Here is a 15,194-nt window from a genome sequence, read left to right as displayed (position 1 = left end):
TTAGATATATTAAATATTTATTGATAAAAGGACAGCATGCAGCTGTCCTTTTTTGGTCTTATGGAAACCCTAATTACAAGTCTGAAAATCCTATTCCTGCTGGCCAGTCTTGGCCTGATCCTGGGATTTATTCGCCCCGTACTGGTACTTTGGTTCATGCACCGCTGCAACCGCCTTATGGTCTTGCAATATTATGGTATCCCGGCATTGCTGCTGTTCCTGGGTCTGCTGTCATTAGGGGAATAAATCTTTTAAAAAAACGAAGAAATCGGGAAGTCGATAGGTTTTTTGCATTATATGGGAATATAAACTTCTCATTGTTTAATGGATAATGGTGAGTTATAGGCTGTTTATGGTATTTAAGCTTGTTTCTATTGTACTTTTTGCTTGATCAAAAAGTACCAAAAAATCAAGACAAAAAAATCCTTCCCCCCACATACCTCCCGCACCCCCGGTTTTTTGTCGGGCCAGCGCACTTTGGGTATTTAAAATATAGTTCTTCTTTTTTCACAAGTAATACCTTATAGAAATCAGTTTTGAATCCGTCATCGGTAGACTTAACATTTTATAAAACGCAGCAATCGGGATGACGATTTGGGTTTTTATATATTGATTCTCGTCGATTTAAAAAATACTTCTTCGATAATTCAAGAAGATTAAACCGTTATGCCGATTTTCTGCCCCTCTGAACGGATATACCTTGCTGCCAGTTCATATTCTTCGGCCGAGCTGAGGTGCTCCATCATCAGCGGGATACCTGAGAGCTGGCTCAACTCCTGAAGAAACACCTGATAATCCATTACCCCAAGGCCTGGCCGTACTTCCGTAAACTGGGGCATGTAATAATCTTCCCGGATTTGTATATCCTTGGCATGGCAACTCCTGATATGGGGGCCCAGCTTTTTAAAACAGGATTTGATCATGCCTGCATTGCCATAGTACAAGCTGGGTGTAAGGATCAGGTTCATGGGGTCCATGTGCACCCCAAAGGACTTGCGGTCAATGGCGCGGATCAGGTCCAGGTAGCTGTCTGCCGAGTCGGGAAATGCCCAGGGCATGGGTTCCAGGGCAAAATAAGTTCTACCGGGCTGTACTTCATCAATGATCTTTCGGCTTACCTCCACAATTTGATCAAATGTATCCGAGGTAAGGTTGTCCTTGTGAGGACCTGCCCAATGTTCCGGGTTTTTTGAGCCGCTGATATTCACACAGCAGTTGGCTCCAATGCTTTCTGCAAGTTGCAAGGATCGGGTACACTTTTCAAAGGCCTCCCGGGCCATGTCCTCGTTTGGGCTGATGGGATTGCTCCAGGCCCCTACCTCCGCAATGACGATATCTGCTTTTTTGGCCGCAGCTTCAAAAGCCCGGATTTCATCACTTCCGGCATCCAAACTTACCGGACAGTAGGCTGCCCTGTAATTTTTACTTTTCAGGGCTGCTACCCATTGCTCCGGAGAATTGTAATTCTGGTAGACTGGACCACCCAGCCTGACATTGCCCTGCGACTGGCCGAACGATGGCATGTATGGGGACAAGCCGGCCATGGCCAGCCCCATGGCGGTTTTCCTGGTAAAATTTCTTCGGTTCATTTTAAGGTTTATTGGTTTAGATAGGGAAGATAAATAAAAAAATCCTTCATACATACATCAGGTTGTCATTGGACAACTTCAAACTTTGATCCATTCGGTAAGCCGCCAGGTATCCTCCATTACCCATTCCGAAATCCAGGCAGCACACATTATGCCGGATAATGGAAGAAAATCCGGCCCGCCCATAATGGCCAAAAAACACCGGCTTTTCTCCTTCCCCATAGAAATTCCAATCCTTTATCCCCGACAAGTCCACAGGGATATCGGGCAAATCCACCGGATCCACACTGAAATCTTTATAGCTCATTTGTGCGGGATCCTCCCACCATTTGGTCCTGATCCTGGTCCCCGATGCAAAACCTGCTTCCTGAATGGAGGTATTTTCGGGCAAGTTCAAATCCTTTCCATTGAGGGTCTCTGTTAGTGCCCTGCTCCATTCAGTCGCTCCTGTGATCAACTCTCCCCTAAGTGCTTTTCCGGATAATTTCTCCCTTAAAAGAGCGATATGCCTGGGGTCCCAACAGGCATGAACAGCACGAAAATAGTCGTTTTCATAAAAAAGAGGCAGCTTTTTAAACCAATCCACGTAATATCTGAATTCATTTAAGTGATTATCAAATGCCAAAAGGCTGTCTTCCCACTGGAAAGATTGGTCTGCCGGCAAGCTTTCATTTTCTAGTCGAAACAGGTCCCAAATGGAATTATACTCATGGTTGCCCATTAAAGGAATGGCCGAACCCTTGTCTGCCATGGCCTTTACGATTTCCAGTGTTGCTTTGATTTTTGGTCCTTTGTTGATGTAGTCTCCTAAAAAAAGTACGGTCCTATCCGGGTGGCAAAAGGCCCCGCCCTTCTTCCTGTACCCCAGCTCCCTGAGCAATACCACCAATTGATCACTGTATCCGTGAATGTCTCCGATGATGTCGAACATGTGAGGCGTTTTGAATTGACAATTATCCGATTTCTATTATTGCTTCTACACTTAAACCGTTTTATAATCAATAATTTCAATAAATTTCCAACTTAAATTGGGTGATAACAAAATAGTCAATAAATAACCCCTAACCCTCGGTTAATAAGAATTGAATCTATCAAATACCTCTTGATCAAATTTTGAAACAAATAGAATGTTTGATTTATGTATTGTAACTCCAATTTTGCTATCAATCATCTTTTCCTTCCCCTCTTCAACCATTCTATCAATAATTGAAAAATAATCGGTTGTAATAACCAGCTCTTGGGTATCTTTATCTCTATATCCACTAAAATAGGGTAAAATTCCAACATAATTGTCTCCGATTGGTTTTTGGATATTATTTACAAAACCAACGTAAACCTTATTATTGTTGGTTGTTACCATCAGTAGCTTATTTTTATCTTCTTTTTGTTTTAAAGATTCCCAAAATATTCTTTCCAATTGATCACCTCTGCTTTTCAAAATCAATTGAAAAAGAAAATTTTTAGGAAGCGTTAAATTCAATAACATTGCCAAAATTGGTGATATACCGAAAATTAAAAGGGATTGATTGAAACCGTTATAATCAAAAGGAATCAGCTGACCCAAAAATTCTCGTATACAAAAAAAATTATTCCTTAAAACTGAATCCAATAAAAAACCAATACCCGAGATAAAAACAGCAACAATAGAAGAATTAAAAATTAGCCTTTGTCTCTCAATTCGCTGATGATAATACTTTGTATAATAGAATAAATTTAAGAACCAATAACCACCTAGTAAAGGAAGCAATAAAAGATCAAATCTAGGCATTTCCCTTGGAATGGGTTCGGGACTCCTCACGAATCCTTTTTTGCATAGCCTTCTCTTTGTAATTTTGTACAGATTTAGTCAGGGATTGGATCAAATTGGCCGATTCTTTCTTGTCATTAAAAAGGTCCTCACTCGTCATATAAAAATCACCACTTGAAGTTACTTTTATTCGCTTCAAATCAGTATCTCTCAACTCTTTGTAATATTTTTTAATTTCTTTAATCATATCTCCCTTAATTTAAAAAGGAAAATTAATCATTTCAAGTATTTTACGAAAAATGATCGTGATAAGCTTAAAACATCCACTTTCAAAATGTTTTTCATGAATTTAGATAGGAGTTTACTGTCTTGGCAGGCAGGACTGTTTTTGTTAACAAAATCAAATCATCAAACCATCCAACCATTGCATCATCATCAATCAACAATCAGCACATTGACACATCGACACATCGACACATCAGCAAATCAAACCATCCTGCACCGCCAAACCCCCGTCTTTCCATTCATTACCGTGACGGCGAGCAAAAATTCATCTCCCCCTTCTCTTAGCCGGAATTTCTTTTTGAATGCGTCGGCCTTTAAGGGATGATTTCGGGAAATTACATGGGCCAATCCCTCCGGATAAAGCTTTTTTAATAATTTCTTGTCCGCCTTGATTTCCTCCAATACCTCAAAAACCCGCCCGGGAACTGCCTTCGGAAATTGATCGGTGGTGTACACGTGGGTGTGGTGATGTAGTTTGGCCAATCCCTGCCTGACCGCAAAACTTTTAAATGCCCCCGCCTTTAATATTCCGGCATAAGGAATGACCAGATATTTTTGGGGAAAGGAAAATACGGGTGCCGCATTGAGCTCTTCTTCAGGGGAAAAAGAAAAAACACTTTGGTCCTGACCATTGATTTCCACGGCCCTAATTTTCAGAGGCTGATGCGAGCCATTGTACAAAAGCAACAATTCCCTGACCTCGTTTTTTACGCTTAGCACATGAATTTCTGAGAGTCCAGGCAGCTCCCGACCTGCCATGCTGATGTCCAGCATGGGGGAGCCCTTGATCAGGATATTGACCGCCTTCTTTTGCAACAAGTCCCAATTTTCCACTACATCCGGTTCCAGGTCCTGCAGCCGGTACAGCTTTTGATTGCCCTTTCCCCTTCTGGCAGGATCCAGGAAGAGCAGGTCAAATTGTTCCCTGGTTTGATGGAGAAAAGCGATGCCATCCTGGTGGATAATCCTCAATTGCCGGTTATTCAAAAGTTGGGGAAGGTTATGCCTGGCCAGCTCCACCAATTCATCCTGTTGCTCTATATAGGTGACCTGAGTAAAGTTTTCTCCTAAATAAACAGTATCCACGCCAAAGCCACCGGTGAGGTCAATGAAGGTATTTCCCTGAAACAAACTACTTTTATACCGGGCCGTAGCCTCTGAGGAACATTGCTCCATAGAAAGTGCAGGTGGAAAAATCAGGGAAGGGTTAGCCGACCAGGAAGGCAGTTTTTGTCTGGCTTTTTGCCGCATGGCGATTTGCCGGGCAGCTGCCTTGATGTCCAGGCCGGGAATTCCCTTATGCCTTAAAAGCAATTGTGCAGGATCTTCATCAAGATGATCCTGCACAAACTGCTTCAATTGGGAATGGTATATAGCTTGTAGTGCCACTTAAACCATGCTGTGTTCCATCAGGTATTCGGCAATCTGCACCGCATTGGTAGCAGCACCCTTTCTCAGGTTGTCCGCCACAATCCACATATTAAGCGTATTGGGCTGGGTTTCGTCCCGGCGCAATCTACCTACAAAAACGGCATCTTTCTTATGGGCATTCAGGGGCATGGGGTAGATATTGTTGGCCGGATCATCTTCCACAATGACGCCGGGGGTTTGGGACAACAGTTGTTTTACTTCATCCAGGTCAAAATCTTTATGGAATTCCACATTCACGGCCTCTGAGTGGCCTCCCATTACGGGGATTCTCACGGCAGTGGCGGTCACCCGAATGCTGTCGTCTCCGAAGATTTTCTTGGTTTCGTTGATCATCTTCATCTCTTCTTTGGTGTAGCCGTTTTCCTGAAAAACGTCGATATGCGGCAATACATTCAAGTCGATTTTATAGGGATACACCATTGTGGCTTCCTCACCCTTTCTTTCGGCCATCATTTGGTCCACGGCATCTTTACCCGTTCCGGTCACGGACTGATAAGTAGATACCACGATCCTTTTGATCCCATATTTTTCCCTGAGAGGGGCCAGGGCCAGCACCATCTGAATGGTGGAACAATTGGGATTGGCAATGATTCGGTCATCAATCCGAAGGACTTTTCCGTTGATTTCGGGTACCACCAATTTTTTACTGGGGTCCATTCTCCAGGCGGAGGAATTGTCGATTACAATGGCTCCCACTTCAGCAAACTGTGGAGCCCATTCCTTGGAGGTATCTCCCCCTGCAGAAAAAATAGCGATGTCCGGCTTTTCCGATACCGCCTGCTTGAGGCCAATTACCGTATATTCCTTGCCCTTAAAAGTAATCTTTTTCCCTGCAGAACGCTCGGAAGCGACCAACAAGAGTTCATCAAAAGGGAAATTGTGCTCATCCAGCACTTCAAGAATCTCTGAGCCCACCAGGCCGGTGGCTCCTACTACGGCTAACTTCATGTTGATTAAATTTTGACCGGTTTTGTTTTCCTGCTTTGTGATCAGAAAAACATTTTTTATTTAAGAATACTTATTTTATTTTATATACTTTTAGTTATATTCATTCTGTGAAAGCCATCATTTCCGTATGGAGTTTCATTGCTTTTTCCATACTAGGTTTTGCGCAGCTGCCTAAAACCGAAACTTTTGAGGTTCAGGATTTTGAAAGCAAATTTACCACCATCAACCATCCTGAAGAATTTCTGCCTGCTTGGTCAGCCAATGAGCTGAGCACAGGTACTGCCAGGGTTTTTCAGGCTGCCGGCGAAGGACTAAACCAGTCCAGTGCGCTGGGCATTCAGACCATCGGTAGCTTCAATGCGCAAATTTACATAAAAATAGCGACTGAAGGGTTACAAAACCCTATAATTTCCTTTTATGCCAAAACCAGCAAAAACGGGTCGGGGAACAGGCCGGTACTGCTCTATCTTTCCCTGACAGAAGACCCGGAGCAGGGCTTTGGTGAAAGGATTCAGATAGGTGACGACAACACTTTTCCCAATGCGGATACTCCGTATGCCTTATTCAGCCAGGAAATTCCTGTGGCCTTTCAGGGTTTAAAACAGGTAACCCTATTATTGGAAGCAGTCTATGGTTCCGGAAGCGGCTCAGCTGCCCGTTTATTTCTGGATGATTTCAGCATAGGGGGTGAACAGGATCAAATAAAGACCCTGGCCATCAATCAAGTAGAAAGCATCGGAAACAATTCCTTGCTGCTGCATTTTAACCAGCCCATTGAATGGCCCATGGAAGGCGTCAGTCTGGACAATGACTACGGGAATGCCAAAAATGCAACACGCATCGATTCGTCAAAAATGCTATTGGAGTTTGAGGACTACCTGTACACCAACAGCTATACCCTGAAGTTTGAACAGATCACCGGTATTCAGGAAGGGAAGATACATGAGGATTGGGAACATTCTTTTGACCTGCACACAGCCAGCCCCGCAGGTACCCTGATCATCAATGAAATCATGCCTGACCCCAACCCCAAAGGACTACTTCCTCCGGATCCGGTGCTGCCTGCCCAGACCAATGCTGAATATATAGAATTGTTTAATCGCAGTGAGAAGCCTGTTTATCTCAAGGATTTTACACTCAATGGTGGGCTTTTGGAAGAGGTCCTGATGGAACCAAAATCGTATCTCATTCTTTCCGCCAATTCCAATAAACCCCTGTTTGCACCTTTTGGCCCGGTGGCGGCTGTCGATGCATTTCCCAACCTGGCCAACAATTCGGGTGAGCTCATGCTCAGGGATGGCTTTGATAATTTGGCAGACAGCCTTGTCTACGATCTGGCATTTTATCAGAACGAAGAAAAATCCAGGGGAGGCTGGTCAATGGAAAGAATCAATCCCTTCCATGCCTGCAGCGATTCCTATAACTGGAAAGCTTCCGACGCGGCCCAGGGAGGAACACCAGGAAAACAAAATGCGGTTTTCAGTGAGGCTTTAGATAACCGGCCTTTTGAAATAACAAAAGTAAGCCCTTTATCCCCAGATCAAATCCTTATTACTTTTTCCAAACCCCTACCCCCAGCGCTGGAATCACTGCCAAAGCTTACCCTTTCAGGCGAAGAGCTGCTTGTTTTGGATTATTTGGATCAATCCATGATCCTGAAGTCGGCCAGGACCATGGAATCCGACCAAACCTATACTCTGGAAATATCCCAGTTGACTGATTGTTATGGCGTTTCCCTGGATACCAATTCCATTTCTTTTCTGTATGATACCTCGCCTCCCAAAATAGAAGAAATTTGGGGAATAAGCGGGAAAGCGCTCTTGTTGGTTTTTGATGAAGCACTTGACCTGCAACAAGCATCCATGCCGGGAAATTTCTGGTTCCGGGAGGATGATTCCGCAATCACTGCCGCTCATATTGATGAAAATGCTCCCCATAAAATCAGGCTGGAATTGGACAGTCCACTACAATTAGGCAGCAGTTACGAATTGATTGCAGACAGCATCGCCGACCGTTATGGCAACTATTTGCTTGATATGCCCATTTCTTTTTATTGGGAAGATGTATTGGATAGTATTTATTTTTCGTCTCCAAATATCCTTAAGGTAGTTTATAAAATCCCCCTTGACCAAAAAACCATTTTAGATCCGGAGAATTACAAGCTTGGTACTGAGGCCTGGCAGCCACGGCGGATTTTACCTGTGGAAGATGAAGAAAATAGCTATTTGCTGGTTTTTGACAGGGAATTTCCCCAGGATCAAAACCTAATTTTGGAAGTAAGTGGTATCAGGGATCCGGAGGGAGTAAACCGGTTTACCCTGAACAAGGCGTTTTTTTGGGATACCCGAAATATCAACCTCAGTGAATTGATCATTCCAGCTGCTAACAGCCTTTTGTTGACTTTTAACAAGGCATTGGATCCTAAATGGGCACTGATAGCCCAACTTTATGAGGTCAATGAAGGGATAGGATCTCCCAAATCACTGGAAATGCCCAACTCCCATCAGGTAAAACTTGAATTTGACTCGTCCTGGATCCCTAGAAAAGAATACCGCCTCAGCATCAGTCAGCTTAAGGATCTATATGGCCAGGAAATTAGCCGAAGCATCAACCGGGATTTTACCTGGGACACCCTCCCTCCGGTGATTGATACGGCATTTTTATTGTCACCCTTTGCGCTTGAACTGGAATGGAGCAAGGCCATTGTCCTACCGGATCCGGTATTGGTAAATGGTTTACAGGCCGAATTTATTGTCCTATCGGAAGATGGTTTGAGCCTGACCGTCATTTCAGAAAAACCACTGGTGGGGGATGAAATTCAGGTAGCGATTCCGGAGGTATGGGCCAAAAAAGGAGAATTGGCTACGAACACCAATATTATTTTGGACAACAGTCTTTTTTGCCTCGGGGCTGTGGAAATTTGGGATGAGCAACATCTTATGGTAACGTTTACCGATTTCCCTGATCCCGCTTCTTTGGTTTTTCCCGAAAATTACCACATCAATTTTTCCCCGGCTAAAAGTGCCCTTCTCATGGAAAACGGATATCAGGTAAAAGTGGAATTGCGGGAACAATTGACACTGGAGGACAGCGTTTTCATTTCCATTCAGGCTGTAAGGTCCAAAAGTGGAAAAGAGGGCCTACCCTATCAGGAAAGCTTATTTTATGCCGATGGGATCTACGAGCTTTGGGTCCAAAATTCCCAGTTGATCCAAATCAACTTGCTGGAAGCACTTGATTCGATTAACCCATGGGAGGGATTGTTTCGTTTTTTGGAAGACGAAAGGAACATTACACCACTGCTCAGCAAAAGCCAGGGCAATCAAGTTCAATTGATCATTGAAGAGTCCCTTCCTGCTGGCAGCCTGTGGACTTTAAAAATTCCTCCCCGATTGGGAGAAAATGGAAACCGTATGCCTGGAAGCCTCAGGACCGTGGAGTGGGATCCATTGCCTCCGGAATTATTGGAAGTAGAGCCTTTACCTGAAAACCGTCTGCTTTTGTATTTCGATCAGGTACTCAACCCAATATTGGCCGTAGTACCGGATTTTTATTCCATTGAAGGTATTTCTCCTTCATCCATTTCTTTGGAGAATAATGGCAAAGAGATATTACTGACCTTTGAAAATGGCTGGGAAGCCGGGCAGGAAATCACCCTGGAAATCCGGGAATTGGAAGATATGGATGGACATGCCATTGAGAGACAGTCACTGACTTTTCCCTACCTTCCTCCCGAAATTCCTCAATTTAAAGAGATGGTTATCAATGAAATCATGCCTGCTCCACGGCCTGGCAGCCCCTTACCGGGCACGGAATATATTGAAATCTACAATCCAACGGACAAATTATTTCATCTGGGGGGAATGAAAATCGCCAATTCAAGAAATGAAAGCAGTCTGCCCAGGGCAACGGTAGCACCGGGAGGCTTCCTTATCCTATGCCCCGAAGCGGATAAGGAAGCCTTTGATCCATTTGGTCAAGTACTGGGATTACAGCACTGGCCTACCCTGCTCAACGGGGGAGATGAAATTTCCCTCTATAATACCCATGGAGACCTGGTTGACAGATTGATCTACGATCCTTCCATGCCGTTGGGAGGAGAAATAGCCAATAATGGCTTTAGCCTGGAGGTAATCAATCCATTCTATCCCTGCGAATCTCAAGAGAATTATGCTCCATCGATCAGCCCACAAAGAGGCACACCAGGTGCCATCAATACGGCATTTGATGATAGTCCGGACCGCAGGGCACCCCGACTTTTGGCAGCCATACCCAAAGGGACAGATCAGCTTCTATTGAGGTTTTCTAAACCCGTAGGACCCCACAACGCCAGCAGTGAATTTCAACTTTCCCCTCAAATTGATATCAAAGACGCCTACCCTGATCCCCTTGACCGCTTTCAGTGGATTATCTTGCTGGAAACGCCTCTTATGGAAAACCAGGCTTACCAGATACAGGTTAATACCTGGCGGGACTGTGTGGGGAATGCCATTTCTCCAGAGGCAAACCTGGCCTGGATCAAAATACCGGCTGGGGCGGAAGAGGGAAACCTGGTTTTGAATGAAATCCTTTTTAACCCTGCCACAGGAACCCCCAAGTTTGTAGAAATTTATAACCATTCATCCAAATTATTGAACCTGAAAAACTGGAAATTGGCCAATGAAGAATCAGGAGAGCTGGCAAACAGGAGGGTCATTTCCGGGGATGACTTGATCATTGATCCATTTAGCTACCTGGTGCTCACAACAGATGTGGAAAAGCTGGCAGCGCAATATCCAAAAGGGCTAAAGGAAAATTTTCTGGAAATGGCATTGCCGAGCTATCCCATTCGATCCGGAACTGTGATACTATTGGATCCGGAGGAGCTTTGGGAAGAAAAGCTGGATTACAATGAAGACATGCATCATGGATTTTTGAGGGATGTAAAAGGGATCTCACTGGAAAGATTTTCGGTTCTTACTCCGGCCAATGAGCCGGAAAACTGGCATTCGGCGGCAGCACATGTGGGCTATGCCAGTCCTGGATTCAAAAATTCACAGGTGTATGACAGCCCTTCTCATGATTTGGGCATACACATCTCCCCCGAGGTATTTGTACCTCTGGCTGCAGGAGAGCAGCCCTTTACTACCATCTCCTACAAAATGGACAGGCCCGGCTACCAGGCCACTTTAAGGATCTTTTCACCTACCGGTATACCCATCAGGGAATTGTGCCAAAATGAAATTTGGGGCAGCAATGGATTTTATACCTGGGATGGTACCAATGAAAGGGGAGAAAAAGTCAATGCGGGCTATTATATCGTTTCCGGTGAATTGTTCCACCCGGACGGTCAGGTGATGCAGATCAAAAAAACCGTAGTGGTTGGTGCTAAATTTTAGAAAAGAAAAGGCTGTGACAAATAATTTTTTGTACTTTGAATTCAATTTGAAAAGCAATAACCCATACCAATTGTTTTGATGTCAAAAACAGTATGCCCAAAGCCGTATCAGACTGTAATTTTGTTTTACCTCCTTTTGATATTGGCAGGTTGCCAGGATAAAGGGGAAAACCAACCAGAATATGTGCTCCGCTTTGGTCACCTGGCCAACAGCCAACATGGCTGGCACCAGGCCAGTCTGAAGTTTGCCGAGGAAGTTAAAAAAAGATCCAAGGGCCGGGTGGAAGTAAAAGTCTACCCCAACGAGCAACTGGGTAAAGAAATGGATGTCCTTACCGGGCTCCTTGTAGGCAGTGCCGACATCATGATTACGGGAGAATCCCTCCAAAGCTGGAGCCTGCCCAAATCCATTTTGTGCGCTACGCCCTTTGCCATACGCGATTCAGATCACCTGAAAAAAGTAGCCGGTGGGCCATTGGGAAAAGAAATCGAGCAACATATACTGGACGTTGCAGGTTTCAGGCCCATCGCCTGGTTTGAAAGAGGGGCCAGAAATCTTACGGCAAACAGACCCATCCGGCATCCGGATGAACTGCAAGGAATGATCCTGCGGGTACCTGCTGTCTCGCTGTATGTAGATACCTGGAGCGCCCTGGGTGCCAAACCTACTCCCATGGCCTTTTCGGAGGTATTCACCGCCTTGCAGCAATCCACCATACATGGTCAGGAAAACCCCTTTGCGCTGATCAAAGATGCAGGTCTGTACGAGGTGCAAAAATATTGCATGCTTACCGAGCACGTCAAAAGCTGGGCCTATGTGGTCATGAGCAATAAAAAGTATGAGATGTTGCCCCCTGACCTTCAGCAAGTCATTGATGAAGCTGCTGCGGTGATGCAGGAATATGAGCATGAATTGTTTCTTGTACAGGAAAAGAAAGATTACCAATTTCTTTTGGACCAGGGCATGGAATTCATTGAAGTGGACAAAGAAGCATTCCGGAAGGCCGCCAACAAGGCAGTGATGGAAGCGTTTGATGCCGATCAGATCGATTTGTTAAACAGAATCCAGCAGGTACCATGATCAAAACTCACTTTCCCGTTTTGGATAAAATATTGGGATTCTTTTTGAATCTGAGTTTCGTATTGATGATCGCGGTTGTTGTACTGCAGATCATTGCCAGATATGCCCTGCCCTGGTCACCAAACTGGACTGAAGAATTGGCCAGATTTTGTTTTATTTACCTGGTGAGCATCGGAGCAGCATTGGCCGTAAAAGACAAGGGGTATGTAAGTGTGAACACCTTTCTGGACCGGCTTTCCCCAAAAGCAAAATCAAAAATGGAGGCTATTATTTTAGTATTGACCATCTGCCTGATGTTCACCCAGTTTGTATTCAGTCTTCCATTGATGGATATCGTCACCTTACAAAAATCCCCTTCCCTGCACCTCAACATGGCCTTTATGTACGGTTCCATGGCCATCATGGGTTTCTTTGTCAGCCTGTACAGCATTTTTGAACTCTTAAAAAAATTCAAATGACGGTTTTGCTTTTTCTGGTTTTCCTGGTTTTACTGATCCTGGGTTTTCCCATTGCCTTTGCCTTGGGGATTTCCGCTTTCACTTACCTGATCTTTAGCGATATTCCATTGATGGTCATTCCCCAAAAGATGTATGCCGGCATTGATGTTTTTGTTTTGTTGTCCATACCAGGTTTTATCCTGGCAGGGAACCTGATGAATGCCAGTGGAATTACCCAAAGGATCATTAATTTTTGTAATGCCCTCCTGGGACATATCAGGGGAGGACTGGGGCTGGCCAATGTGGGTGCCTCCATGCTATTTGGGGGAATTTCGGGTACGGCCATTGCTGATACAGCCAGTATAGGTTCAGTAATGATCCCTGCCATGAAAAAAGAGGGTTACGATGCGCCTTTTTCCTGCGCCGTAACCGCCTCATCTTCCACCATAGGACCAGTTATTCCTCCCAGCCTTCCCATGATCATTGCCGCTACATTGACAGGCTTATCTGTTGGAAAACTATTCGTGGCCGGTATTATTCCAGGTTTGTTATTGGGTGTAGGATTTATGATCACTACCTATTTGATCGCCGTCAAAAAGAAATATCCTAAAAGTAGCCGAAAGCCGCTGAAATTTATCTTCAAAAGTTTCTATCAGGCCTTTTGGGCCATAATGATGACTTTTGTAATTCTTTTTGGCATCATTGGCGGGGTTTTCACTCCCACTGAAGCTTCTATTGTCGCCGTCATTTATGCCATCGCCATCGGTCTTTGGGTTTACAGGGAGTTGAAATTAAAGATGATACCAGCCATTTTGCTCCAATCGGCGAAAACCACCGCAGCCCTGATGGTACTGGTGGGTTTTGCCAACCTTTTTGCCTGGATCATGACGGTGGAAGAATTACCGCTCCTTATTGCCAACAGCTTACTTGAACTCACGGAAAACAAATGGATTTTGCTGCTATTGATCAATTTGCTCCTGATTTTTATAGGGGCCTTTATGGAAACCATTGCTGCCCTGTTGATTCTTTTTCCTGTATTGCTGGGAGTAGCCATGCAGGTAGGTGTGGATCCTGTACAATTTGCCATCATCATGGTTTTTAATTTGGTTATTGGCCTGACTACTCCACCTGTGGGGGTTTGCCTGTTTGTTGCCTCCAGTATAGGGCAGGTTTCCATAGAAAAAATTGCCAAGGCAGGTTTACCGTTTTTATTGGTCAGTTTGGGAGTTTTGATGTTGCTTACTTACATTCCGGAAATCAGCCTCTGGCTCCCCGGGCTTTTTTATGACTGAGAGGAAAGAGACATTTTGGCATTATTTCAAAATTTAATTAGACAATTTGACGTATTTCAAAACTCATTCATGACTTATTGTCTTAATATTCAGCTGTTTATACCTAAATAAATATTGGCATTTGATTTGATTTTGGAGAAGAAAAAGCATTATAAACCAAAACTATCATAGCCATGACACTGATGAAAGTAGCAAACAACGGAAAAAAATCTCAAGTACCTGCGTTTGACAATTTGTTTGACAGGTTATTCGACATGCCTTCGGCTTTTGACCTGGGTGCTCCCCTGAGCCGTTTCAAGGCTAGCGTACCGGCGGTAAATATCAAAGAAAATGAAAAGAATTACCTGCTGGAACTGGCCGTTCCCGGCCTGAAAAAAGAAGATTTCAACATCTCTTATGAAAACGAGCACCTGGTGATCGCCTCAGAAAAGAAAACCGAAGCGCAGGAAGAAAAAGATCAGGTAACCAGAAGGGAATTTCATTATGAATCCTTCCAGAGGTCCTTTTTCCTACCTGAAGAGAAGGCTGACATTGACAACATCAATGCCCAGTATAAGGATGGCATTCTGTTGGTAACCATCCCGAAAAAAGAGATCAAAAAAGAAGTTAAGCAGATTACTGTGGGATAAGTAAAAATCCCAGGAATTGATCAGATAGCCTCCCCGACAAGGGAGGCTAGTTTATTTTTGTTTTTTCCGCTAGAGTATTCACCACAGATGAACCCAGATTTCCAAAGATTTTTTTTCTTGCCTAAACCCTATATTTCCTTATATGTCTTACATGGTTCAAAAAAAGAGAACCATATAAGGAATAAAAGAACATATAAGTAGGCGTGTTTGTGATTTTTTCTGTGTTAATCCGTGTAATCTGTGGTGGGGCATAAAGGATTCACCACAGATAAACCCAGATTTCCACAGATTTTTTTTCTTGCCTAAACCTTATATTTCCTTATATGTCTTATATGGTTCAAAAAATAAGGGACTAAAAAAGAGAACCATATAAGGAAT

Annotated in this window: 12 protein-coding genes; 6 read left to right on the top strand and 6 right to left on the bottom strand. The window is 44.0% G+C overall.

Features of this window, described 5'->3' with window-relative positions; genetic code table 11:
- Positions 1 to 36: 36 nt before the first annotated feature.
- Positions 37 to 246: a hypothetical protein gene (locus G9Q97_RS24350; RefSeq protein ID WP_246255859.1), complete on the top strand. Its 210-nt coding sequence runs from the start codon at positions 37 to 39 to the stop codon at positions 244 to 246.
- Between the two features lie 410 nt (positions 247 to 656).
- On the opposite strand, the gene G9Q97_RS24345 is transcribed toward G9Q97_RS24350, so the two are convergent.
- From G9Q97_RS24345 to G9Q97_RS24320, 6 genes are all read right to left on the bottom strand, one after another.
- Positions 657 to 1,589 carry a sugar phosphate isomerase/epimerase family protein gene (locus tag G9Q97_RS24345; RefSeq protein WP_166151837.1) on the bottom strand — a complete coding sequence of 311 codons (933 nt, stop codon included), beginning with the start codon at positions 1,587 to 1,589 and terminating at the stop codon, positions 657 to 659.
- Between the two features lie 46 nt (positions 1,590 to 1,635).
- Positions 1,636 to 2,520, bottom strand: coding sequence for a metallophosphoesterase (locus G9Q97_RS24340; protein ID WP_166151835.1), 885 nt, complete (start codon positions 2,518 to 2,520; stop codon positions 1,636 to 1,638).
- A gap of 141 nt (positions 2,521 to 2,661) precedes the next feature.
- Positions 2,662 to 3,357, bottom strand: a complete 696-nt coding sequence (locus tag G9Q97_RS24335) for a hypothetical protein (RefSeq protein ID WP_166151833.1) — start codon at positions 3,355 to 3,357, stop codon at positions 2,662 to 2,664.
- The gene (locus G9Q97_RS24330) at positions 3,350 to 3,583 is read right to left on the bottom strand and encodes a hypothetical protein (protein WP_166151831.1); all 234 of its coding nucleotides are present in this window, start codon (positions 3,581 to 3,583) and stop codon (positions 3,350 to 3,352) included. Before G9Q97_RS24330 ends, G9Q97_RS24335 begins: the two co-directional genes overlap by 8 nt.
- Positions 3,584 to 3,822: 239 nt before the next feature.
- On the bottom strand, positions 3,823 to 4,980 hold the full coding sequence (locus G9Q97_RS24325) for a class I SAM-dependent methyltransferase (RefSeq protein WP_222852080.1): 1,158 nt from the start codon (positions 4,978 to 4,980) through the stop codon (positions 3,823 to 3,825).
- A 30-nt stretch (positions 4,981 to 5,010) separates the two neighbouring features.
- Positions 5,011 to 6,000 (bottom strand): aspartate-semialdehyde dehydrogenase, encoded by a 990-nt coding sequence (locus G9Q97_RS24320; protein ID WP_166151827.1) that lies wholly within the window; start codon positions 5,998 to 6,000, stop codon positions 5,011 to 5,013.
- Between the two features lie 107 nt (positions 6,001 to 6,107).
- Here G9Q97_RS24320 and G9Q97_RS25335 point away from each other — a divergent pair, with 107 nt between their 5' ends.
- The 5 genes from G9Q97_RS25335 to G9Q97_RS24295 all read left to right on the top strand — a co-directional run bounded on the left by G9Q97_RS25335 (position 6,108) and on the right by G9Q97_RS24295 (position 14,816).
- A complete protein-coding gene (locus G9Q97_RS25335) occupies positions 6,108 to 11,378 on the top strand; it encodes a lamin tail domain-containing protein (RefSeq protein ID WP_166151825.1) in 5,271 nt (1,756 codons plus the stop codon).
- A 78-nt stretch (positions 11,379 to 11,456) separates the two neighbouring features.
- Entirely contained in the window at positions 11,457 to 12,458 is a 1,002-nt protein-coding gene (locus tag G9Q97_RS24310; protein ID WP_166151823.1) for a TRAP transporter substrate-binding protein, read from the top strand.
- Complete coding sequence (locus tag G9Q97_RS24305) at positions 12,455 to 12,916, top strand: TRAP transporter small permease (RefSeq protein ID WP_166151821.1); 462 nt, start codon at positions 12,455 to 12,457, stop codon at positions 12,914 to 12,916. The genes G9Q97_RS24310 and G9Q97_RS24305 overlap by 4 nt, the downstream gene beginning before the upstream one ends.
- Complete coding sequence (locus G9Q97_RS24300) at positions 12,913 to 14,187, top strand: TRAP transporter large permease (RefSeq protein WP_166151819.1); 1,275 nt, start codon at positions 12,913 to 12,915, stop codon at positions 14,185 to 14,187. Before G9Q97_RS24305 ends, G9Q97_RS24300 begins: the two co-directional genes overlap by 4 nt.
- Positions 14,188 to 14,360: 173 nt before the next feature.
- Positions 14,361 to 14,816, top strand: a complete 456-nt coding sequence (locus tag G9Q97_RS24295; protein ID WP_166151817.1) for an Hsp20/alpha crystallin family protein — start codon at positions 14,361 to 14,363, stop codon at positions 14,814 to 14,816.
- Positions 14,817 to 15,194: the final 378 nt, after the last annotated feature.

The sequence above is a fragment of the Cyclobacterium plantarum genome (genome assembly GCF_011290685.1).
Taxonomy (GTDB): Bacteria; Bacteroidota; Bacteroidia; order Cytophagales; family Cyclobacteriaceae; genus Cyclobacterium; species Cyclobacterium plantarum.
This window is presented reverse-complemented; position numbering and strand designations above follow the sequence as displayed.

Bases quoted from the DNA above. Each gene is read 5' to 3' on its own strand.
- G9Q97_RS24350 (WP_246255859.1), top strand. From the start codon at position 37: ATGCAGCTGTCCTTTTTTGGTCTTATGGAAACCCTAATTACAAGTCTG.
- G9Q97_RS24345 (WP_166151837.1), bottom strand. From the start codon at position 1,589: ATGAACCGAAGAAATTTTACCAGGAAAACCGCCATGGGGCTGGCCATG.
- G9Q97_RS24340 (WP_166151835.1), bottom strand. From the start codon at position 2,520: ATGTTCGACATCATCGGAGACATTCACGGATACAGTGATCAATTGGTG.
- G9Q97_RS24335 (WP_166151833.1), bottom strand. From the start codon at position 3,357: ATGCCTAGATTTGATCTTTTATTGCTTCCTTTACTAGGTGGTTATTGG.
- G9Q97_RS24330 (WP_166151831.1), bottom strand. From the start codon at position 3,583: ATGATTAAAGAAATTAAAAAATATTACAAAGAGTTGAGAGATACTGAT.
- G9Q97_RS24320 (WP_166151827.1), bottom strand. From the start codon at position 6,000: ATGAAGTTAGCCGTAGTAGGAGCCACCGGCCTGGTGGGCTCAGAGATT.
- G9Q97_RS24310 (WP_166151823.1), top strand. From the start codon at position 11,457: ATGTCAAAAACAGTATGCCCAAAGCCGTATCAGACTGTAATTTTGTTT.
- G9Q97_RS24305 (WP_166151821.1), top strand. From the start codon at position 12,455: ATGATCAAAACTCACTTTCCCGTTTTGGATAAAATATTGGGATTCTTT.
- G9Q97_RS24300 (WP_166151819.1), top strand. From the start codon at position 12,913: ATGACGGTTTTGCTTTTTCTGGTTTTCCTGGTTTTACTGATCCTGGGT.
- G9Q97_RS24295 (WP_166151817.1), top strand. From the start codon at position 14,361: ATGACACTGATGAAAGTAGCAAACAACGGAAAAAAATCTCAAGTACCT.